At 63.1% G+C, this 22055-nt stretch carries 21 protein-coding genes; 7 read left to right on the forward strand and 14 right to left on the reverse strand.

Annotated elements, in window-relative coordinates; genetic code table 11:
- Positions 1-310: 310 nt before the first annotated feature.
- The 9 genes from AC07X6_RS24720 to flhD all read right to left on the reverse strand — a co-directional run bounded on the left by AC07X6_RS24720 (position 311) and on the right by flhD (position 8116).
- Positions 311-817, reverse strand: coding sequence for a chemotaxis protein CheW (locus tag AC07X6_RS24720; protein ID WP_034758356.1), 507 nt, complete (start codon positions 815-817; stop codon positions 311-313).
- A 31-nt stretch (positions 818-848) separates the two neighbouring features.
- Positions 849-3047 (reverse strand): chemotaxis protein CheA, encoded by a 2199-nt coding sequence (gene cheA, locus AC07X6_RS24725; protein WP_494792696.1) that lies wholly within the window; start codon positions 3045-3047, stop codon positions 849-851.
- Between the two features lie 43 nt (positions 3048-3090).
- On the reverse strand, positions 3091-3456 hold the full coding sequence (locus tag AC07X6_RS24730; RefSeq protein ID WP_034758362.1) for a response regulator: 366 nt from the start codon (positions 3454-3456) through the stop codon (positions 3091-3093).
- Between the two features lie 83 nt (positions 3457-3539).
- Positions 3540-4088, reverse strand: coding sequence for a chemotaxis protein (locus AC07X6_RS24735; protein ID WP_077401991.1), 549 nt, complete (start codon positions 4086-4088; stop codon positions 3540-3542).
- Between the two features lie 46 nt (positions 4089-4134).
- Positions 4135-5112, reverse strand: coding sequence for a flagellar motor protein MotB (gene motB / locus AC07X6_RS24740; RefSeq protein ID WP_230542226.1), 978 nt, complete (start codon positions 5110-5112; stop codon positions 4135-4137).
- Positions 5113-5170: 58 nt separating this feature from the next.
- Positions 5171-6031 carry a flagellar motor stator protein MotA gene (gene motA / locus AC07X6_RS24745; protein WP_034758373.1) on the reverse strand — a complete coding sequence of 287 codons (861 nt, stop codon included), beginning with the start codon at positions 6029-6031 and terminating at the stop codon, positions 5171-5173.
- A gap of 219 nt (positions 6032-6250) precedes the next feature.
- Entirely contained in the window at positions 6251-7012 is a 762-nt protein-coding gene (locus tag AC07X6_RS24750; RefSeq protein WP_494792697.1) for a class I SAM-dependent methyltransferase, read from the reverse strand.
- 109 nt (positions 7013-7121) lie between these two features.
- Positions 7122-7685, reverse strand: a complete 564-nt coding sequence (flhC, locus tag AC07X6_RS24755; RefSeq protein ID WP_230542228.1) for a flagellar transcriptional regulator FlhC — start codon at positions 7683-7685, stop codon at positions 7122-7124.
- 113 nt (positions 7686-7798) lie between these two features.
- A complete protein-coding gene (flhD, locus tag AC07X6_RS24760) occupies positions 7799-8116 on the reverse strand; it encodes a flagellar transcriptional regulator FlhD (protein ID WP_010396649.1) in 318 nt (105 codons plus the stop codon).
- 605 nt (positions 8117-8721) lie between these two features.
- On the opposite strand from flhD, the gene kynU reads away from it, so the two are divergent.
- The 6 genes from kynU to AC07X6_RS24790 all read left to right on the forward strand — a co-directional run bounded on the left by kynU (position 8722) and on the right by AC07X6_RS24790 (position 15679).
- Positions 8722-9972, forward strand: a complete 1251-nt coding sequence (kynU, locus tag AC07X6_RS24765; RefSeq protein ID WP_494792698.1) for a kynureninase — start codon at positions 8722-8724, stop codon at positions 9970-9972.
- Positions 9973-9980: 8 nt separating this feature from the next.
- Positions 9981-10868: a tryptophan 2,3-dioxygenase gene (kynA, locus tag AC07X6_RS24770; protein ID WP_494792699.1), complete on the forward strand. Its 888-nt coding sequence runs from the start codon at positions 9981-9983 to the stop codon at positions 10866-10868.
- 15 nt (positions 10869-10883) lie between these two features.
- A complete protein-coding gene (locus tag AC07X6_RS24775; RefSeq protein ID WP_494792700.1) occupies positions 10884-11429 on the forward strand; it encodes an RBBP9/YdeN family alpha/beta hydrolase in 546 nt (181 codons plus the stop codon).
- Positions 11430-11493: 64 nt separating this feature from the next.
- Complete coding sequence (locus AC07X6_RS24780; RefSeq protein ID WP_494792701.1) at positions 11494-13599, forward strand: toxin-antitoxin system YwqK family antitoxin; 2106 nt, start codon at positions 11494-11496, stop codon at positions 13597-13599.
- 2 nt (positions 13600-13601) lie between these two features.
- The gene (locus AC07X6_RS24785; RefSeq protein WP_494792702.1) at positions 13602-14621 is read left to right on the forward strand and encodes a leucine-rich repeat domain-containing protein; all 1020 of its coding nucleotides are present in this window, start codon (positions 13602-13604) and stop codon (positions 14619-14621) included.
- A gap of 32 nt (positions 14622-14653) precedes the next feature.
- The gene (locus AC07X6_RS24790) at positions 14654-15679 is read left to right on the forward strand and encodes a hypothetical protein (protein WP_494792703.1); all 1026 of its coding nucleotides are present in this window, start codon (positions 14654-14656) and stop codon (positions 15677-15679) included.
- Between the two features lie 26 nt (positions 15680-15705).
- Here the strand turns inward: AC07X6_RS24790 and AC07X6_RS24795 are convergent, their stop codons facing one another.
- Positions 15706-16743: a hypothetical protein gene (locus AC07X6_RS24795; RefSeq protein ID WP_494792704.1), complete on the reverse strand. Its 1038-nt coding sequence runs from the start codon at positions 16741-16743 to the stop codon at positions 15706-15708.
- A 142-nt stretch (positions 16744-16885) separates the two neighbouring features.
- Between AC07X6_RS24795 and AC07X6_RS24800 the strand changes: the two genes are divergently transcribed.
- Positions 16886-17617: an alpha/beta fold hydrolase gene (locus AC07X6_RS24800; RefSeq protein WP_494792705.1), complete on the forward strand. Its 732-nt coding sequence runs from the start codon at positions 16886-16888 to the stop codon at positions 17615-17617.
- Here the strand turns inward: AC07X6_RS24800 and AC07X6_RS24805 are convergent.
- The 4 genes from AC07X6_RS24805 to AC07X6_RS24820 all read right to left on the reverse strand — a co-directional run bounded on the left by AC07X6_RS24805 (position 17594) and on the right by AC07X6_RS24820 (position 21935).
- Positions 17594-17959 carry a hypothetical protein gene (locus tag AC07X6_RS24805; RefSeq protein WP_494792706.1) on the reverse strand — a complete coding sequence of 122 codons (366 nt, stop codon included), beginning with the start codon at positions 17957-17959 and terminating at the stop codon, positions 17594-17596. The genes AC07X6_RS24800 and AC07X6_RS24805 overlap by 24 nt on opposite strands.
- A complete protein-coding gene (locus AC07X6_RS24810; RefSeq protein ID WP_494792707.1) occupies positions 17956-18393 on the reverse strand; it encodes a hypothetical protein in 438 nt (145 codons plus the stop codon). The genes AC07X6_RS24805 and AC07X6_RS24810 overlap by 4 nt, the downstream gene beginning before the upstream one ends.
- Positions 18394-18492: 99 nt before the next feature.
- Positions 18493-20412: a molecular chaperone HtpG gene (gene htpG / locus AC07X6_RS24815; protein WP_494792708.1), complete on the reverse strand. Its 1920-nt coding sequence runs from the start codon at positions 20410-20412 to the stop codon at positions 18493-18495.
- Between the two features lie 89 nt (positions 20413-20501).
- Complete coding sequence (locus AC07X6_RS24820; RefSeq protein ID WP_494792709.1) at positions 20502-21935, reverse strand: aminotransferase-like domain-containing protein; 1434 nt, start codon at positions 21933-21935, stop codon at positions 20502-20504.
- Positions 21936-22055: the final 120 nt, after the last annotated feature.

Here is a 22055-nt window from a genome sequence, read left to right on the forward strand (position 1 = left end):
TTCAACCGGACGGCGCCGTGTTGTGGCCGGGTCTCTGACGGACCTTGCAGCCTGCCGGCGCGCCTCTGGCAAGTAACCCCCAATAAATTATTATGATTTCTGACTTCCATAACCGGCGCTGTGCGGTGTTGCCCGCAGCTAGCAGTGCTCGCACTGCGTCGCTGCGGGCGCCTTGCACAGCATCCGGTTCTGTTCGTCATAAATTCACAATAATTTCCCGAGGATTACTTTCCCGCGCCGGTACATGCATATCTGTAGTGATTCTTTGCGTGGTAAAGCGGCGGCGCACCGGGCGCCGCCTTGCTGCCGCTTACGCCGCCAGCTTGTCGATCAGGCCCATCTCGCTGCTTGACATCAGCTTGTCGATGTCGACCAGGATCAGCATGCGCTCGTCGATGGTGCCCAGGCCGATCATGTAGTCGGTCGAGAAGGCGGTGCCCATTTCTGGCGCCGGCTTCACCTGCTCCGGCGTCAGGGTGGTGACGTCGGAAACGCTGTCGACCACCATGCCGACGATGCGGCCGCCGATGTTCAGGATGATCACAACCGTGAACTGGTCGTATACGGGCGTGCCCAGGTTGAACTTGATGCGCATGTCGACCACGGGAATGATGATGCCGCGCAGGTTGATCACGCCCTTGATGAATTCAGGCGCATTGGCGATGCGGGTAACCGCTTCGTAACCACGGATCTCCTGGACCTTCAGGATATCGATGCCGTACTCTTCGGAGCCCAGGGTGAAGGCCAGGAATTCACGGCCGGCGATGTCCTTGCCGTCGCCCGCATTGCTTCCGGATGTTTGTTGAGTATCTGACATGGTGCGTTTTCCTATCTTTTATCTATCGGTATTACGAAAAAATGGACTCGTCGGCCAGCTGGCGAGAGGAACGGATCAGGGCGGCGACATCGAGAATCAGCGACACGCCGCCATCGCCCAGGATGGTGGCGCCGGAAATGCCCACCACCTTGCGGTAGTTCGATTCGAGGTTTTTCACCACGACCTGCTGCTGCCCCACCAGGTCGTCGACAAACAGGGCCGCCTTGCGCCCTTCCGTCTCGAGGATCACGCAGATGCCTTCCGAGGGACTGGTAAAACGCGGCGCAATGTCGAACATCTGGTACAGCGGAATCAACGGCAGGTATTCGCCGCGCACTTTCACCACTTGCCCCTTCCCGCTGATGTCCTTGACATCCTCAACGGCTGGCTGCAGGGATTCGATGACAAAGCCCAGCGGTAAAATATACACTTCGTCGCCGACGCGGATCGACATGCCGTCCAGGATGGCCAGGGTCAGCGGCAGCGAGATCGAAATCGTCGTGCCGAAACCCTTGGCCGAACGGATGTCGACCACGCCGCCCATGGCGCTGATATTGCGCTTGACGACATCCATGCCCACGCCGCGGCCCGACACGTCGGTGACCGCTTCTGCCGTGGAAAAGCCTGGCGCGAAAATCAGCTGCCACACGTCGGCATCGCTCATCGACTCGGACACGTCCAGGCCCTGCTGCGCGGCCTTGGCCAGGATGCGCTCGCGGTTCAGGCCCGCGCCGTCGTCGGACACTTCGATGATGATGTTGCCGCCCTGGTGGCTGGCCGAGAGGAACAAACGGCCCGCCTCGGTCTTGCCGGCGGCCACGCGGGCGGCCGGCATTTCCACGCCATGGTCGATGCTGTTGCGCACCAGGTGCGTCAGCGGATCGACGATGCGCTCGATGAGGCCCTTGTCCAGTTCTGTGGCGGCGCCATTCGTGATGAAATCGACCTTCTTGCCCAACTTGGTGGCCAGGTCGCGCACCATGCGCGGGAAGCGCGAGAAAACGAAATCCATCGGCATCATGCGGATCGACATCACCGCTTCCTGCAAGTCGCGCGTATTGCGCGTCAGGTGGCTGACGCTGTCGAGCAGTTTTTCATGCAGCATCGGGTCGAGCGCGCTGGCGCGCTGCTCGATCATCGCCTGCGTGATCACCAGTTCGCCCACCAGATTGATCAGCTGGTCGACTTTTTCGATCGAGACGCGGATCGACGACGATTCGGCGCCGGCCTTGTCGCCCTCTTTCTTGGCCGGTTTCTTTTCCTGCTCCGTTTCGGCCACGGCACTCGCCACGGCCGGCGCGGCGGCGCTGGCGTTGCCCGCCTTGGCCGCGTCGGCGCGAATCTGTTCGAGCGGCTGGAAGAAACCGTAGCCCTGTTCGGCCTCGCTCTGCACGCCGGCGGCGGCGCGGATGTCCTCGATCGGCTGGAAGAAGCCATAGCCGGGATCGGCCGCGCCCTGTGCGGCAGGCGCGCCTGGCAGCGGGTCGAAGAAGCCGTAACCCTGGGCCTTTTCCTGCGCCGCGCGGGCCGCATCGGCTTCGCCCGGCGCCAGTGGCGGCGCCTGCGTGATTACCATGTCGTCGGGATTGAGCACGAACGAGCAGATGGCCAGGATATCGTCCAGGCTTTCATGCGTCGTCACTTCCAGCACCTTGCGCGCGTCGGGCAAGCTCGATACGGCGACGTCGCCCAGCAAGCCCAGTTCGGCCGCCAGCGCATCGACTTCGCGCTCTTCCATCTTCGGCAGTTCCAGGCGGATGCGATGTCCGCCGGCATGGCTGACGGCGGCCTTTTCCGCCGTATGGAAGGCTGGCGCGACGGGCGTGAGCGCCGCCACGGGCACGTCCTGCGAGAACGACTGCAGCATCATGCGCACATTGGCCACGGCATCCTGGTCGACGGCGCTGCCCAGGCGATGGCCGTCGAGCTGCATCTTGAGGATATCCTTGGCCGCCAAAAAGGCGTCGACGTGTTCCGCCGTCAGGGCCATCTGGCCCTGGCGAATGCGGTCGAGCAGCGACTCGAGGATGTGCGTCACCTCGCTCATGTCGGAGAGGCCGAACGTCGATGCGCCGCCCTTGATCGAATGGGCAGTGCGGAAAATGGCATTCAGGTCTTCGGCGTCGGGCGCCGCAATATCGACGGCCAGCAGCAGCCGTTCTTTTTCAGCCAGCAGTTCTTCGGCCTCATCGAAAAAGACCTGAAAAAACTGGCTAATATCGATGGTCATAGGGTGACTCCGTCATTTGCATCGTTGCGCTGCGCGGCTGGCATCAGCCGATCACCTTCTTGACCACTTCGATCAGGCGTTGCGGGTCGAACGGCTTGACCAGCCAGCCATTGGCGCCGGCGGCACGTCCTTTCGACTTCATCTCGTCCGACGACTCCGTCGTCAGCATCAGGATGGGCACCTTCTGGTAGGTCGGCAGTTCGCGCAGCAGCTTGATCAGCTCCAGGCCATCCATGCGCGGCATGTTCTGGTCCGTCAGGACCAGGTCCACGGTTTGCAGTTTGGCTTTTTCCAGTCCGTCCTGGCCGTCGACGGCCTCCACCACCTGGTAACCGGCGGCTTTCAGACTGAACGCCACCATCTGGCGCAATGAGCTGGAATCGTCCACTGCAAGTATCGTTTTGGCCATCTTTGCTCCCACTTATTCCGGGCATCCTGCCCGAGTATTTGATTAATCAATCCATGCAACCACAAGCATTCCGCACTGGCATGCTAGAACAGCTCGATGTCGCCACTTTCCAAATGCTGTTGACTGACAGCCTTGCGCAGCACGCTGCGCAACTCCAGGCTTTGAATCGCCAGCGCCATGCTGACCCGCCCCAGCAGGGCGACAATTTCTTCATTGTCGCTCTCCGGCAACATCTCCGCGCCATGCGAACCCAGGGTGCCGAGGAACTCGCGCAAGCCCGTCACGCGCTTCAGGGTGCGCTCGATCAGCTGGCTGGTCATATCCTGGAACTGCAGGCTGGTGATGGCCGCATTCACGTAGCCGCCCACTTCATCCTGCAACGCCAGCAGTTTTTCCCGCTGCTGTTCGGCCGGAATACCGCCGTCGAGCAGCAGGGCGATGGTATCTTGCTGCGCTGCGACGGCTGCGTGTATCGCCATGAAATTGAAGGACAGCTTCTCGATCGCCTCTTCCAGCAAGATGCCGGTCTGCACCAGGTCGGTTTCCACCTCCGTCAAGTGCTTGCGGCCATGGTCCGACACGCCAGACAGCAGGCGCTTTACATGCGAGCCAAGTATTTTCTTTCTTGTCATAAAGGTCTCATTGTTTCAATACACCACGCGTTGACAGCCTTGCGTGTTACTTTTTCGCCGCTGCCGGGCCGGTGGCTGGCGCCGCCGCGGGCGGCGCACCGGCCGCCAGCCCCGACGCCACGGCGGCGGAAGCGGCATCGGTCACCGGCAGTTCGATCGCCGCCCCATCGCGCAAGACATTTTCTTCCGTGCGCTTGTTCATGACGATGATGCTGATGCGCCGGTTGATCGGATTGAAGGGGTCGAGCTTGTCCAGGTGGGCGGCCGAGCCCAGCCCCACCACGCGCAAGACTTTTTCTTCCTTCATGCCGCCGATCACCAGTTCGCGCCGCGACGCATTCGCGCGGTCGGCCGATAATTCCCAGTTGCTGTAGCCGGCATCGCTCATATAGGGCGTCGAATCCGTATGGCCGGACAGGCCGATGCGGTTCGGCACTTCATTGAGCACGAAGCCGATGGCGTGCAGGATTTCCTTGGTGTACGGCTGCAGATTCGCATTGGCGAGCGCAAACATCGGACGGTTCTGCTCGTCAACGATCTGGATGCGCAAGCCTTCGCTGGTGATATCGAGCAGCAGCTGGTTCTTGTACTTTTTCAGCAGGGGATTGGCATCGATGGTTGCCTCGATGCGCGCCTTGAGCGCTTGCAGGCGCTTGCCCTCCTCGCGTTCGAGCGCGGCCTTGGCGGAATTGAGGTCGAAGGACTTGCGCTGCTGCTCTTCCTGCGCCTTGCGCACCTGCCCATCCTGGCGCGACAGATCCTGGCCGCCGCCCTGGATCACGGAATTGCTCTCGCCGCTGCCGGAGCCGCCCGCCATGGCCACTTTCAACGGCGTCTTGAAGAATTCGGAAATGCCGTTCAAGTCGCCCTTCGAGGTGGAACCAAGCAGCCACATCAGCAGGAAGAAGGCCATCATGGCCGTGACAAAGTCGGCGTAGGCGATTTTCCACGCCCCGCCATGGTGTCCGCCAGCCGTCTTCTTGATACGCTTGACGATAATCGGGCGCATGCCTTCATCGGCCATGGCGTCCCCCTTCCGTGTGCTGCAAATGACTCATGGTGTCCAGGCGTATATTCACTGCTTACTTCGTTTTCGATTTCTTGATGTGGTCTTCCAGCTCATTGAACGTCGGGCGCTCGGTCGAGAACAGCACCTTGCGGCCGAACTCCACGGCCAGCGCCGGCGCATAGCCGTTCAGGCTGGCCAGCAGCGTCACTTTCACGCACTGGAACATCTTGCTCGACTCTTCCAGCTTCTGCTCCAGCAGGCTGGCCAGCGGGCCGACGAAGCCATACGCCAGCAAAATGCCGAGGAAGGTGCCGACCAGCGCGTGTGCGATCAGCATGCCCAGCTCAGCCGGCGGGATGCCCACCGACTCCATCGTGTGCACCACGCCCATGACGGCGGCGACAATACCGAAGGCGGGCAAGCCGTCGCCCACCTTGGCGATCACGTGGGCAGGCACGGCGCCTTCGTGATGGTGCGTCTCGATCTCATTATCCATCAGGTTTTCGATCTGGAAGGCATCCATATTGCCCGACACCATCAGGCGCAGGTAATCGGTCATGAATTCGACGATATGGTGGTCGGCCAGCACGGCCGGATACTTGGAAAACAGCGGACTCTCTTCCGGCTTGTCGATATCGCCTTCGATCGACATCAAGCCTTCCTTGCGCACCTTGCTGAGCACTTCGAACAACAGCGACATCAGTTCCATGTACAGCTCTTTGGTATAACGCGAACCCTTGAACAGGCTCGGCAAGGCGGCGATCGTCGCCTTGATGGCCTTGTTATTGTTACCAACAAGGAAGGCGCCCAGGGCGGCGCCGCCGATCATCAGCAACTCCAGCGGCTGGAACAGCGCCGCCAGATGGCCGCCGGCCATTGCGAAGCCGCCAAAGACCGAGGCACAGACGATGATGTATCCGATTATGACTAACAAGTGCCCTGACTCCCAATAATGGCCGGGGCTGTGTGCCCGGCATGTTCAAACCTGTTTCTGTCTTTTGGCGGCTGCGCCGCCGGCAAAGACAGCGGCAAAAAAAACAACCGGAAGTTAATTGAAATGCGTTGCTTTTCAATGCAATTCCGAGAAAATGCCGTGTGGAACTACAATAACGTGAGATTGCCCTACGGGCAAGCAAATAACGCAGACAATTGCTTAAAAGCACCATATGTAAAGTAAAGGGCCACCCTCTGTGGCGGCGATGGTCTTATCGGGCTGGCGTGCCGCAATCTGGAATTCGTAACTAAGAAGCATGCTACCGGGCAACATTTCCTTTTCCGCCTTGCTCCACAGGGCCGCCATCGCCGCCGGCGACAGGTAGGCAAACACGGCATCATAGCGGCCGAAATCGAGTGCCGCGTAGTCGCCGCGCAGGAAGCGCGCGCGGCTTCCCGCCAGCCGCGCGCGCAAGCGGCTGACCAGCCACGGCAACGGCGCCAGCTCGATGCCGGAAAACTGTCCATCGGGCCGGCGCCGCGCCAGTTCCAGCACCAGGCCGCCCAGGCCGCTGCCGATATCGACCAGCCGCACGCCGGGCCTGTCCGCGATCAGCCCGGCCACCGCCTGCCACACCTTCGGCCCCGACGGGTAAAACGGCACTTGCGTGCGGAACGTGGACCAGTACAGGCTGAGCAGGAAAACAAAGGCGGCCAGGAACACGGCCGGGGGCAAATCGAGCAGGCTGGCGCCCAGCAAGGCGGGCGCAAACAGCAAGCCGATGGCGCACCACCAGCGCGCCAGACCCGCGCGCCACGTGATGAGTGCTGCCAGCCCGCCCTGCAGAACGGCCACGGCCGACAGCGACATGGCCGCGCCGGCGCGCGCCAGAGCATATACCAATAGCAACATCAAGGGAAAAGCCAGCATCTGGATCAGGATGGCCTTGAGCGCGGGCGCACGCAGGATTTGTTGCAGCATGGGATGATCGAAGGAGGAAAACGCCAGTGTAAGCGAAAGCAGCGGCAAAAAGCCGGAGTCCGGTCTGGCGACCGCTCCGGCTTTCACTGAGATACTTATCGGGGCAGGATCAGGCGACGATGCCCGGCGGCGCGACGGCGGCCGCTTCATCGCGCGCCTTCTTGGTCTTGCCGGCGCGCGAAGGCATGTGGCACAGGCCGCACACATAATCGGCGTTCAGGTCGAGGCAGTTGACGACAAACTTGCCGCCGCATTTGCCGCAGGGCGCCATGTCCAGCATCTTGCTGCTGAAAAAGCGCACCAGGGTCCAGGCCCGCGTCAGCGACAGCAGCGGCTCTTCGCCCGCTTCGGGCGGCATCTGTTCCAGATACAGCTTATAGGCCTTCATCACCGCTTCGATGCCGGTGGCGCCCGCGTGGTCAACGAGGAATTTGTGGATATTGATGAACAGCGAGGAATGGATATTCGGTTGCCAGGTAAGGAACCAGTCGGTGGAAAACGGCAGCATGCCCTTGGGCGGCGAGACGCCCTTCAATTCCTTGTACAGGTTCAGCAGGCGTTCGCGCGACAGCGACACTTCCGTCTCCAGCAGTTGCAGGCGTGCGCCCAGCTGTATCAGTTCGATGGCCAGCTGGATTTCCTGCGCTTCCGATACGACACTTTTCTTGGCCATGCTGTGCGCTCCGCAACTGACTGATACTGAATGACTGACTGATACTAACTAAAAGGTTGCCAGAAAAATGTTCAGGGCAATGCAACGCCGCCATGGACGTTTTAATGGGAAGCTTAAGCGATTTCTTCGACGCCCTGGCCGGCCATGAGGATGGCAGCGTGCGACTGGGCCAGCGAGCGGTCTTTATTGTAGTTCGTCAGCATGCCCAGGATGGCGCTGTCGTCGAAGCGGAAGCGGGCCAGCATCATGTTGCCGCCAGCCAGTTTCAGGATCTGCGCATTGCTCATGCCTTCGATGAGCTCGGCGATGTCGGCGGCAATGCCCAAACGGAAGATGGCCGTTACCTTGTCCGCACGAATCATTTGCTGGGCCAGCATCAGGTAGCTCAGGTTAGCGTCGCGAATCTCAGCCATCATGTCGTTAGCAGTCATTTCCATCTCCTCAATCCGTTGAATTCAGCTGGCGTTGTGTGTTGCCAGTGAGATACATTCTGCAGGAGCAACATCAAACGCAACAGAGGCGTAGCGCTGTATTTTTGGTCGGGGAATAGCGGATGGGGCCGTAGGTGTTTGTCTGACAAACACCGCTCGACCATGGTCGCACGCCAGCAACGGCGCGGATTCTTGAGATGCGCAAGGAGCCAGATTTGCCTGACTTTCCGCTTGCAATGAAATCACTTTTTTACAACAACTTGACCTTAATCAAGCCATCTAACTGAGGTAACGGCAGCTTCGACGAGAACTTTAGGCTTATTTTTAAAAATATTTAAAAAATTTAGGACGCCTGCCTGACCGATTACCGCCGTTCATGTATTTGTTGACGGCGCCATATCGCAGAACTTTAGGGGTTCTTGAAAATATTTTTTAAAATCGTGATTTTTTTCGTTGACGCCCCGCAAGCGGGTATTTTTTCGCCGCTTTTCCATGCCGGGAATCGCGCTTTGCGGCAGGGATTTGCTACACTGCCACTTCCGCATGATACTTTAAGCCTCAAGCAATATCATGCCATCCAGACAAGTATCAACATGAAAGCCACCATGATTTCTCGACATGACTGCAGTGCGCGCGACCTCGATGATCCCCTGGCGCCCCTGCGCCAGCAATTCGACTTGCCGCAAGGCGTGATTTACCTCGACGGCAATTCCCTGGGCGCGCGGCCGAAGGCGGCCCTGGCCCGCGCCCAGCACGTCATCACGGCCGAATGGGGCACGGACCTGATCCGCAGCTGGAATACGGCGGGCTGGTTCGACCTGCCCAAGCGCCTGGGCGACCGCCTGGCACCGCTGCTGGGCGCCGGCACGGGCGAAGTGGTGATCACCGACACCACCTCCATCAACCTGTTCAAGGCGCTGGCCGCCGCCCTGCAGATGCAGGCCAGCGATCCCGCGCAGGCCGCGCGGCGCGTCATCGTCAGCGAACGCAGCAACTTCCCCACCGACCTGTACATGGCGCAAGGCCTGGCCGCCTGGCTGGACCGCGGCTACCAGCTGCGCCTGGTCGACAGTCCCGAAGAACTGGCGCAAGCGATCGATGCCGATTGCGCCGTCGCCATGCTCACGCACGTGAACTACCGCACCGGCTACCAGCACGACATGGCCGCCATCAGCAGCCATTGCCACGCGCAGGGCGCGCTGGCGCTGTGGGACCTGGCCCATTCGGCCGGCGCCGTGCCGCTGGACCTGAACGGCGCCGGCGCCGACCTGGCCGTCGGCTGCACCTATAAATACCTGAACGGCGGCCCCGGCTCGCCCGCCTTCATCTGGGTGCCGGCAAGACACCAGGCGCGCTTCCTCCAGCCGCTGTCCGGCTGGTGGGGCCACGCCACGCCGTTCGCCATGGACCCGGGTTTCGCGCCCGCCGACGGCATCGCCCGCGCCCTGTGCGGCACGCAGCCGATTCTCTCGCTGGCCCTGGTCGAATGCGGCCTCGATATCTTTGCGCAAACGAGCATGGAAGCCATTCGCCGCAAGTCGCTGGCCCTGACGGATTTGTTCATCGCGCTGGTGGAACAGCGCTGCGCCAGCCATCCGCTGGGCCTGGTCACGCCGCGCGAGCATGCGCGGCGCGGCAGCCAGGTCAGCTTCACGCACCCGCACGGCTATGCCGTGATGCAGGCGCTGATCGCGCGCGGCGTGATCGGCGACTACCGCGAGCCGGCCATCATGCGCTTCGGCTTCACGCCCCTGTACACGAGCTTTGCCGACGTGTGGGATGCCGTGGACATCCTGCGCGACATTCTCGACACCCAAGCCTACGACATCGCCGCCAGGCGCGATGCCGTCACCTGAACCATCCCATGAGCGACGACAAGAATATGAACAAGGAAAACACCAGCGGCTGCCCCATGCATGCGGGCGCCCAGGATGCGCAGTGGCATGGCGCGCAGATGGATTTCAGCGAATCGATGAGCTACGGTAACTACCTGGCGCTGGACCGCATCCTGACGGCCCAGCATCCGCTCTCCCCCAACCACAACGAGATGCTGTTCATCGTGCAGCACCAGACGAGCGAATTGTGGATGAAGCTGATGCTGCACGAAATGCACGCCGTGCGCGCCAACCTGCAAAGCGGCGACCTGGCGCCCGCGTTTAAAATGCTGGCCCGCGTGGCGCGCATCATGGATCAATTGGTGCATGCCTGGGACGTGCTGGCCACCATGACGCCGCCCGAATACACGGCCATCCGCCCCTACCTGGGCGCCTCGTCCGGCTTCCAGTCCTACCAGTACCGCGAAATCGAATTCATCCTGGGGAACAAGAACGCCGCCCTGCTCAACGTGCATACCACGGCCCCCGACACCTACAAAGTGCTCGACGCCGCCCTGCGCGCGCCGTCCGTCTACGACGAAGCCATCAAGCTGCTGGCGCGCAGCGGTCTGCCCATCGCCCCCGAGCGCCTGGACGCCGACTGGACCCTGCCGACCGCCGCCGACGCCTCCGTCAAGGCGGCCTGGCTGGAAGTCTACCGCGACCCGTCGAAACACTGGGCCCTGTACGAGCTGGCCGAAAAGCTGGTCGACCTGGAAACGGCCTTCCGCTTCTGGCGCTTCCGCCATGTGACGACGGTGGAGCGCATCATCGGCTTCAAGACGGGCACGGGCGGCACGGCGGGCGTGAGCTATTTGCGCAAGATGCTCGACGTGGTATTGTTCCCTGAATTATTTGCCCTGCGCACGGAGTTGTAACCTCAAGGAGCATCGATGTCGCCTCTCGTACTGACCCTGGCCGGCCTGTGGAATTCCGGGCCGCAGCACTGGCAAACCCATTGGGAAGCGCGCCACCCGCAATGGTCGCGCGTGCCGCACGGGGAATGGCAGACGCCGGACAAGGACGAATGGGTGGCGGAGCTCGACCGCGCCATCGCCGCCTGCGAGCGCCCGCCCGTGCTGGCGGCGCACAGCCTCGCCTGCACGCTGGTGGCCCACTGGGCGGCCAGCGGTTCGCCGCACAGGATCGCCGGCGCTTTCCTCGTCGCCCCCAGCGATGTGGAGGCGCCCTCCTACCCCGCCGGCACGACGGGCTTTGCACCGATGCCGCTGCAAGCCTTGCCCTTTCCGACCCTGGTGGTGGCCAGCGGCGATGATCCCTACGTCAGCTTCGCGCGGGCGCGCGCGTTCGCCGCCGCCTGGGGCAGCGATTTCACCATGATCGGCGACGCCGGCCATATCAACGGCGATGCCGGCTACGGCCCGTGGCCGGACGGCGAACAGCTGCTGCTGGACTTCTGCGCCGCGCACCAGCCCTGAATCGCAGGCGCACACACGATACGCGTGCGCCCATTTGCCCGCAGCAGAGAACACAGGCAGAATCGTGGCCTTTCCATTGCGGCGCCGCGGCGCCAGCCCCACGATGAAACGTCCGCTCTTGCCAGTTCTCTTGCCCTTGCTCCTCTGTTCCGCGCTAGCCCACGGCGCGTCCTTCTATGAAGGCAAGAGTCTCGCCCATCCCGCCATCAGCGCCTCGCAGGACAGCGGGCTTGACGTCGCCTTTCTCAAGGAAAAAGACGGCGTCAACGGCTATTACTGCGAGTGCACGAACAGCGCTTCGAAAACCTTCCTGCTCGACCAGTTCGGCAACGCCGTCATCCGCTCCGTCTTCTACGCGTCACTGGACAAGGAATCGGACAGCAACGTGCAAACCATGCTGGTGCTGTTCCGCCAGGGCGACAGGAACGGCCTGCGCGCCTACCGCTACCACCGCAGTTCCGGCAAGTACCGGCGCCTCGACGGCTTGCAGCCGGCACTAAACCGCATCGCCGCGCAAACCACCTTGCCCAATGCGGGCCAGGTCAAGGCGGCGCTGGCGAAACTGGCGCCGATGGACTACAGCGTCGCGCGCGGCAAAAGCGGCAATACAGACTTCGACGCCATCGACCATACGCAAGGCAGCATCGTCGGCTACTACAGCGACGAAGGCAAGCCTGTGGCGTCCGACAGCAAGGACGCCATCACCTACAAGAAAACCTTCCAGAAAAAGGGCGAGCGTTTTCTCACGGCCAGCTACACGCTGTACAGCGATGCGGGCGCCGGCATCCTGCCCAATTACCGCCTGTGGCAAGTGACGTGGGAAACGGCGCCGAAACAGTTCACGGGCAGCGAAGACGGCCCGTCCGTCATCTACAGCCTGGCCTGGGACGACGGTTCGGTGGTCGACCGGGGCCAGTACGCGAAAGGCAAGCGCCAGGGCCTGTGGGTGCGCGAGGGCATGCACGAAGGCAGCGAAAAAGGCCATTTCGTCGACGGCCTGCAAGAAGGCCTGTGGTCCTTCAACTATCCCAAGCAGAGCGAGAGCGGCATGTACCGGGCCGGCAAGCGCGAAGGCCGCTGGACGGTCGTCAACTATGCCGATGAAGAGGAAGTGACGGGCTTCGACACCTACGCGGGCGGCCAGCTGAACGGCCCGCACGAACGCCGCATAGGCGGCAAGCTGCAAACGCGCGGCAACTACGTCAACGGTTCGCGCCATGGCGCGTGGATCACGGAAGACGGCGACGGCAGCTTCATCGACGGCTTGCGCGACGGCCCGTGGAAGCTCAAGCTCAAGGACAAGGGCACGCAAAGCGTCGCTTTTGTGAAAGGCAAAAAACAGGGCGAGGCCCTGGACACGGATGCGCAGGGCGCGCTGCGCCAGCGCGACCATTACCAAGCGGGCGTGCTCGATGGCAGCCGCACGCGCTACCTGGGCCCGGCCGGCAAGGAATACGTGGTCTACACGGCCACCTACCGCAACGGCCAGCTCGATGGACGCGAACAGGCGTTCGACGACAGCGGCAAGATCCTGCGCCTCGACACCTTGTGGGACAACGGCAAGAAGCAGGGCCTCGATGCGCGCTACTACCCCAACGGCAAGCCGGAACGCCTGGCCGTCATCGACCAGGGCCGCCTGCTCACGCACCTGCGCGAATACTATGAGGACGGCCAGCTGCTCAACGACATCCACCGCTGCACCTTCAAGGAGTACGGCAGCACGCGCGACGACGTATGCGAGTACCACCACATGTACTACCCGGACGGCAAGCCCCAGTACTACTATGCCTTCCAGTACGGCCAGCGCCAGGAAGGCTATTCGAACTACCCGAACGGCAAGCGCAAGGATGAACTGCTGGTCGACCGCGCCGCCGACACCTCCGTCGTCAACGCGTATTACGAAAGCGGCCAGCTCAAATGCACGGAGCCGCGCAGCGGCCACAGCACGCGCACGGTCAACGGCGAAACCATGATCAGCTACGCTTCGGCCGACCGCGATGGCGACAATATCTGCTACCACCCGAACGGCAAGGTGGCCAGCATTTACACCTTCCGCAAGCGCGTGCTCGTCGAATGCGGCAAGCGCTACGATGACACGGGCAAGCAGACGTTTCCCGGCCCGGAGGGCTGCCCGCCCCCCAGGAAAGTCGACTACCCGATAGGACTGTGACGATGACGCAAACAAGACAGCCGCAGCGCATCCAGAATCCCGAGCGCATCGATGCCGGGGCGATCCGCGCCGCCATCGCGGGCGGTCAAGAGGTGCTGGTGCAGTTCAATACCCTGGCCGAGCCGGCGCCGCTGCTGGCCGACCTCGACGCCCTGGCCGCAACCTGCGGCACGGCGCTGACCATCCGCATCTACGGCTATGACCCGAGAGTGTTCGATGCCCGCATCCTGCGCGCGCTGCCGCATGTGGCCAGCCTGTCCATCGATTGCCACCGGCAAGCCATCCATCTGGAAGCGCTGGGCGAGCTGCGGCACCTGAAGCGCCTGAGCCTGGGCGTGTACGAGCTGGCGCAAGGCGACATCCTGCAGCTGGAGAATTTGCGCGGCCTCGAATACCTGAACCTGGGCGAGTCGGCCAGGAACAATATCGACCTGGCGCCACTGCGCCACTACGCGCACCTGGCCAGCCTGGTCATCGAGGGCCACAGCCAGCACATCGAGACCCTGGCCGGCCTGCCGGCGCTGCACGAGCTGTCGCTGTACCGCATCAAGAACAAGGTGGCGCTCGATTTCATCTCGGCGATGAGCCGCCTGGACAAGCTGCTGTTGCAGCTGGGCGGCCGCGAATCGCTGGCGCACATCGAGGCGCCGCTGCTGAGGAAACTGGAAGTGATACGCGTGCGCGGCCTGGAAACGCTGGGCGATATCGGCCGTTTCCCGCTGTTGCAGGCGCTATGGGTGGAAGACCAGATCAAGCTGCGGCAGATCGCGCTGGGGCCCAATTCCGTGCTCGAACGCCTGAACCTGCACACCTGCAAGACGCTCGACAGCCTGCCCGGCCTGGCCACCCTGCCTGCCCTGCGCCAGCTGTCGGCATCGGAAACCCTGCTCGACGTGGACGCACTGCTGCAGGATCTGCCCGCGTCGCTGACGCACGTGCGTCTGCGCACGGGCAAAAAAACACGCGACGACGCCATCGCGGCGCAACTGGCGGAGCGCGGCTACGCCACGCCACGCCAGTAAGCAGCATTCCATTCACCTCCCGGAACCCGCCCATGTACCAGCCACCAGTGCAGGAACGCATCCATCAACCGGTCCACATCGATGCCGCCGCCGTCCGCGCGTGCATAGACCAGGGCGAACAGGTGGTCATTCAATTCACGCAGGACCGCCTGCCGGCGCCGCTGCTGGCCAGCCTCGATGCACTGGCCTCCACTTGCGGAACGGCGCTGGAGATCCGCTTCTTCGGCGCCAGTACCCGGCCTTTCGACGCCCGCGTGCTGCGCGCGCTGCCGCATGCCGTCAACCTGTCGCTCGACTGCCACATGCGCGCCATCCACCTGGAGCAGCTGGGCGGCCTGAGCCACTTGAAGCGCCTGTGCCTGGGCGTGCATCACCTGGCCGAAGGCGACATCCTGGCGCTGGACAACCTGCGCGGCCTGGAGTCCCTGAGCCTGGAGCCAACGGCCAGGGCGCATATCGACCTGGCGCCGCTGCGGCACTGGAAGCGGCTGAAGCAGCTGCATACTGCCGGCCACGCGAAAAACATCGAGGCAATCACCGCCGTGCCAACGCTGGCAAAGTTGACGCTGGCGCAGATCAAAAGCAAGGATGACGTGGACTTCATCGGCGCCATGCCGGCGCTGGAGCGGCTGTGCTTTATCCTGGGAGGGCGGACATCGATCGCCCACGTCACGGCGCCGCGGCTGCGGGAGCTTGAAGTGGCGCGCGTGCGCGGACTGGAAGACCTGGGCGACATCGGCCGCTTTCCGCACCTGGAGCGGCTGTCGGTGGAAGACCAGAGTCAGGTGAAGGAAGTACGGCTGGGCGCCAACCCGGCGCTGGCATGGCTGGTTCTGCGCAATTGCAAGGCCATCGAGCACCTGAGCGGCCTCCCGGGCTTGCCTGCGCTACAGGCGCTGGCCGTGCACATGACGCGGCTCGATATCGATGCGCTGCTGGCCGCGAGCATGCCGGCCGCATTAAAGCAGCTGAGTTTTTCGACGGGAGCAAAAAAACGCGACGACGCAATCCGCGCGCAATTGACGCAACTCGGTTACGCCATGGCGCCCTACTATTGACAACAGCTCTGACAGCAACGCTGAAATCAGCGGCTGGCCGCCAGCTTGCGCTGCCATAGCGCCACGTCGATCATCACGCCGTCCGCGCCCGTGTTGCGGATGTAGACGCGGTAGCTGCCCTGTCCCATGTCGCCATCAAGGTAAGCCGTGCGCTCGTTGCGCTGCAGCCTGGCGCCCTTGGCCAGTTGGCGGTAGCGCTCGACCACCGTGTCGAAACTGGCATAGCTGCGCAGCGCCACTTCCAGGTCGCGCGGCGGGCGGCCTTCGGCATGGTCCAGCACATTGGTCTGTTTCTTGCCCTTGAGCGTGAGCGGATAGGCAAACACGCCGGCGCCGGCCGACGTCAGCACCGTCGATTTATCGAGCAGCAGCGGCAGCAGCGCCGGCGGGTAGGCGGGCGGCAGCTGGGCACGGTTCCAGCCCGGCAGGGCCGGCTGCGCCAGCACGTATTCGACGCTGGCGATCTTCTGTCCGTCGGCGCCCGCTTCCTTGTCGCCCGCGATCAGCGCCAGCATGGGCGGCAATTGCCTGGCCCAGGCCAGCAAGGGCGCCGCATCTCCGACCAGCATGCCCTTGCGGTGGAACACCGTCAGCACGGCATTCGGATCGGGATTGCAGACTTTCGCCAGCGGCTGGCCCTCCAGGCGGCAATGTCCGTTGACCAGGCCAAAGGCGATGATGACGCCGCGCTTGTCGAGCAGCATGGCGCCCCGTTCGCGCCCCTGCTTGCGGTCATTCATCGACGCCAGCAACTGGCGGCCATCGGCCAGCACGGTGCGCGTGGCGTCGCGCTTTTCGCTGATCGCCTCGAGCGCCTGCGCCAGCAGCAATTCATCGTCTTCCGTGTAGCTGCCGCGCGCGTAGCCGAAGAAATCGAACAGCGCGGTGCGCACTTGCGGGTCTTCGCTCAGACGCGGCAAGGGACCGCCAGCCAGCAGGGAGGACAGGCTTTTCCCGGCCGGCGCCGAAGGTGCCGCCGTGGCGCGGGCGGGCTGGGAAAGGACGCAGGCCGCTGCCAGCAAGGCGCCGCCCAGGGTGCGGTAATTCGAAAAGATGATATGCATGATTCTGTCTGTCGGGGGATTTGGCCGCCACCAGTGGCCGCTGGCCACGCATGACGCGCCGCCGATTCTAGCATGGCGCCAGCCCCCATGCGGTGCGGCAGGCGGACGGCGCGCGCATCGGCGGGCTGGTATGATGGCCGCAATGACGATCTCTCACCCCGCCTCGCCACTGCTTGTCCTCCTGCCCGGCATGGATGGCACGGCCCGGCTCTTCCACCGCTTTGACGCCGCCTTGCGCGCGCAGAGCGCCATCGCCACCCAGGCCATCGCTTATCCCGCCGCACCGCTCGACTACGCGGCACTCGAAGCGTTCGTGCGCGAACGCCTGCCGCAGGACCGTCCCTTCGTCGTGCTGGCCGAATCGTTTTCGGGGCCGCTGGGGACAGCTTTGCGCGCCGATCCGCCGCCCGGCATGCGCGCCCTGGTCCTGTGCTGTTCGTTCGTGCGCAATCCGCGCCCGATGCTGGCGCCGCTGCGCCACCTGCTGGGCTGTGTGCCCTTCGGCGCCCTGCCCGGCTTCGCCCTGCGCCAGGCGCTACTGGCGCCCTGCGCCACGCCGGAACTGCAAGCGGAACTGGCGGCGGCACTGGCGCAAGTACCGCCTGCCGTGCTGCGCCAGCGCCTGCGCGCCGTGATCGATGCCGACGCCACGCGGGCGTTTGCGCGCGGCAGCCTGCCCGTGCTGTATCTGCGTGGCCGCTACGACCGCCTGGTGCCACCGGCGAACGCCGTGCAGATACTGCGCCTGGCACCGGGCGCGCAACTGGCCGACATCGCCGCGCCGCACATGCTGCTGCAGGCGGCGCCGGAAGCGGCCGCCGACGCCGTCGCCGCTTTTATTACAAGCCTGTCAGCCCCGCAAATACCCGCTTAAACGCGCGCTGGCCAGCACGGCCAGCCAGCTCAAGCCGCCCGACAGCACGCTGAAGTAGATGGCCCGCAGCGGATGCTGCGGCAGCAGATACGCGAGCACGGCCACGCCCAGCAAGCCGCACAGCGCAGGCTTCCACCTGCCGGGCGGCAGCAGCGCCAGCAGCAGATTCGTGCCCGCATACACGTAAAACACGAGCAGCAGGGCCAGGCCGCCCGCCACGCCGCGCGAGCCCAGGCTGCCAAACAGCTGCGTGTACAGGTAAAAACCCAGCCAGCTCAATGCGATAAACAGCAGGCAGCCCAGCGCATGCGCGCCCAGGCCCGCCATCAGGCGAATTTTCACGGTTGCTTGAGTACAGGAATGAAGCGGTGGCCGCAGGCATGGCACATGAAGGTACGCGCATACTTGTCCTGCAAGGCGGCGGCCTCCTTGTCCCAATTGGCGACGAAGGACGTTTGCGACAAGGCGATGGAGGCGACACCCCCTGCCACGAAGATCCAGAACAGGCCATTTGCGCCAGCCTGGTAAAAGACGACGGCGGCGATGACAAAAATGATCACGCCCAACACGATCAGCCCCACCTTCTGGTGGGTCTGCATCGTCGGCCCGGCGGCCTGGCGTGACAACAAGGTCTGGCTGCGCGTATGCGCATGACCGTGGATGAAATCACCATCGATCCTGCCCGAGATATGGGTAGAGGTGCCGGAAATGCCGGAGGCATGCACCATGGAGAGACGTTGAATGTTGGAACTGTCACATGCCGGGCAATGCGCCATTGCTATTTCCATAAAATAAAATAATCGCGCACTGTAGCATAAAAAAGCCGGCCCTTTCACGAGGAAAGGGCCGGCTCGCTGACGTTTGCAGTCAGGTGATTACTTCGCCGAGTTGAGCAGCAATTCGTTCAGGCGCTTGACGAAGCTGGCTGGATCGGCCAGCGATCCGCCTTCGGCCAGCATGGCCTGGTCGAACAGGATGTTGGCCCAGTCGCCGAACTTGCCGCCTTCCGCATCTTCATACTTCAAACGCGTCACCAGCGGGTGGTTCGGGTTGATTTCCAAAATCGGCTTCGATTCCGGCGCGCTCTGGCCCGCCGCCTTCAGCATGCGCAGCAGGTTGCCCGACAATTCGTTTTCATCGGCCACCAGGCAGGCTGGCGAATCGGTCAGGCGGAACGTAACGCGCACGTCCTTGGCCTTGTCGGACAGCACGGTCTTCATCTTGCCCACCAGGTCGGCGTACGAGGTTTCCGTTTCTTCGTGCTCTTTCTTTTCCGCTTCGTCTTCCAGCGCGCCCAGGTCCAGGCCGCCCTTGGCGACGGAGACCAGCTCCTTGCCTTCGAAATCCTGCAGGAAGGACAGCATCCATTCATCGACGCGGTCCGTCAGCAGCAGCACTTCGACGCCCTTCTTGCGGAAGATTTCCAGGTGCGGGCTGTTCTTGGCGGCAGCGTAATTGTCGGCCGTGACGTAATAAATCTTGTCCTGGCCTTCCTTCATACGCGCCACGTAGTCGGCGAACGAGGTGATTTGCTCGTCGCTGTCGTTGGCCGTCGAGGCAAAGCGCAGCAGCTTGGCCAGGCGTTCCTTGTTGGCCGCGTCCTCGCCGATGCCTTCCTTCAGCACCTGGCCAAATTCCTTCCAGAAGACGGCGTACTTGTCTTTTTTATCTTGCTCGTCCGCGTTCGCCAGTTCTTCCAGCATGCCCAGCACGCGCTTGGTCGAGCCTTCGCGGATGACCTTGACGTCGCGCGATTCCTGCAGGATTTCACGCGATACGTTCAGCGGCAGGTCGGCAGAGTCGATCACCCCGCGCACGAAGCGCAGATAGGTCGGCATCAGCTGCTCGGCATCGTCCATGATGAAGACGCGCTTGACGTACAGCTTGATGCCGCCGCGCTTGTTGCGGTCCCACATGTCGAACGGCGCCTTGGCCGGGATGTACAGCAGCTGCGTGTACTCGCTGCGGCCTTCCACGCGGTTGTGCGTGTGCGTCAGCGGCGGCTGGAAGTCGTGCGACACGTGCTTGTAGAATTCGTCGTACTGTTCCGGCGTGATGTCGGCCTTGTTGCGGGCCCACAGGGCGCTGGCCTGGTTGACGGTTTCGAATTCGTCCTTCAGAACGGTTTCTTTTTTCTCATCGTCCCACTCTTCCTTCTGCATCACGATCGGCAGCGAGATATGGTCCGAATATTTGCGGATGATGGACTTGATCTTCCAGCTCGACAGCAATTCGTCCTCGCCTTCGCGCAGGTGCAGGATGATGTCCGTGCCGCGCGACGGCTTGTCGATCGATTCGATGCTGTAGTCGCCTTCGCCGGCCGATTCCCAGCGTACGCCTTCCGAGGCGTCCACGCCGGCGCGGCGCGTTTCGACGGTGATCTTGTCGGCGACGATGAAGCCCGAATAGAAGCCCACGCCGAACTGGCCGATCAGGGCCGCGTCCTGCTGCTGGTCGCCCGACAGCTTGCCGAAGAATTCCTTGGTGCCCGACTTGGCGATGGTGCCCAGGTGCGAGATCGCCTCGTCGCGGGTCATGCCGATGCCGTTATCGGAAATGGTGATGGTGCGCGCATCCTTGTCGAAGCTGACCTTGATCTTCAATTCGTGATCGTTGCCGTACAGGGCGTCGTTATCGATCGCTTCGAAGCGCAATTTGTCGGCCGCGTCGGACGCGTTCGAGATCAGTTCGCGCAGGAAGATTTCCTTGTTCGAGTACAGGGAATGGATCATCAGGTGCAGCATTTGCTTCACTTCGGTCTGAAAACCCAGGGTTTGCTTTTCGGAGACAGCCATTTTTACCTCATAGTCTTGTGGATGGGACGGATTTGATGAAGTTGGGGATTATATAAGCGATTTCAAGGGCTCCCGTTTCACGCCGTGCCTTATCCCAGCGCGCGGTCGAAAAAGTCCCATACCCGCCCGTCCTGCACGGTGGCCAGGTTCAGGCGCATGCGGGTCGACGGCAACTGGCGCGGGGAAAACAGGCTGCCCGGCCCCAGCACCAGGCCGTCGGCCAGCGCCTTCTCGGCCAGCACATTCGTGTCGCAGCCCGCATCGGCCCAGATGAACATGCCGGCCGGCGCGGGATCGAAGCGCAGGCCGGCCCGCTCGGCGCGGCGGTACGTGCCCTCGCGCACCTTGTCGAGCCGCGCGCGCAGGCGCTCCGCATGCTTGCGGTACAGTCCTTGCGAGAGGATTTTATACACCACGCGCTCGCCGATGTCGCTGGTGGTGAGCGTGGCCAGCATCTTGCGGTCGGCCAGCCGCTGCGCCCATTCCTGTGACGTGGCGATGAAGCCCACGCGCAGGTTGGCCGACAGGCTCTTGGAAAAGCCGCCCAGGTAAATCACGCGGCGCAGCTGGTCCAGCGCGGCCAAGCGGGTGGCCGCCTGCACGTCGCCGCCCGGGTGCATGTCGCAATAGATATCGTCTTCGACGACGAGAAAATCGTGCTGTTCGGCCAGGCGCAGCACCTGGAAGGCCTTGGCCGCCGACAGCGACGTGGAACTGGGGTTGTGCAGCACCGAGTTGATCACGTACAGCTTGGGACGGTGCAGAGCCGCCAGCTCGGCCAGCACGGCGATATCGGGGCCGTCGTTCAAGCGCGGGATGCCGATGACGTTCATGCCCATGGCGGCAAAGGCGCCGAACATCAGCCAATACGCAGGATCGTCGACGAAAATGGTGTCGCCGGGGCGGGTAAACTCGCGCGCCACCAGGTCCAGCGCCTGCATCACGCCCACCGTCGTGACGATCTGCTCGGGCGGACAGGCGATTTCCAGCCCCGCCAGTTTCAGCTGCAACTGCTGGCGCAGCGGCAGGAAGCCCTGCGGCGATCCATAACCGAGCAGCAGGCTGCCAGGCTGGCGGCTGACGTCGCGCAGCGCGCGCGCCACCAGTTCGCCATCGAGCCACTCGGCGGGCAGCATGCCGGTGCCGGGCGCGGGGATGGCCGGCGTCTGGCGGAACATGTTACGGATCAGCCAGACGACGTCCATCGGCTGCGCCGCCGCGTCCTGCGCGCCGGCGAGCGGCGCCGGCGTGTTCAGCGGCGAGCGCTCGCGCACGAAAAAGCCGGCCCCGCGCCGCGATTCCAGGTAGCCGCGCGCCACCAGCTTGTCGTAGCTGGCCACCACCGTGGCGCACGACACCTCCAGGCTGGCGGCGCACTGGCGGATCGAGGGCATGCGCGCGCCGCCGCGCAGCAGTTTGTCGTCGATGCGCGCCGCCAGCGAGCGCGCGATCTGGTCGATCAGGGTTTCGCCCGAGGCGCGCGACAGCAAGGGCAGGGACGGCAAGGCGGGTGTATTGCTCATATGACCCTCACAGTATGTGAAATTATGCGTGAAAGTGTATTTGTACTGTATTGCTATTCGGCTCTAGGATAGCAGTACGGGGCGGATTGTTCCACCCCATCTTATTTACCCATGCCACCC

It is taken from the genome of Janthinobacterium sp. GW460-12-1-14-LB5 (assembly GCF_059423585.1).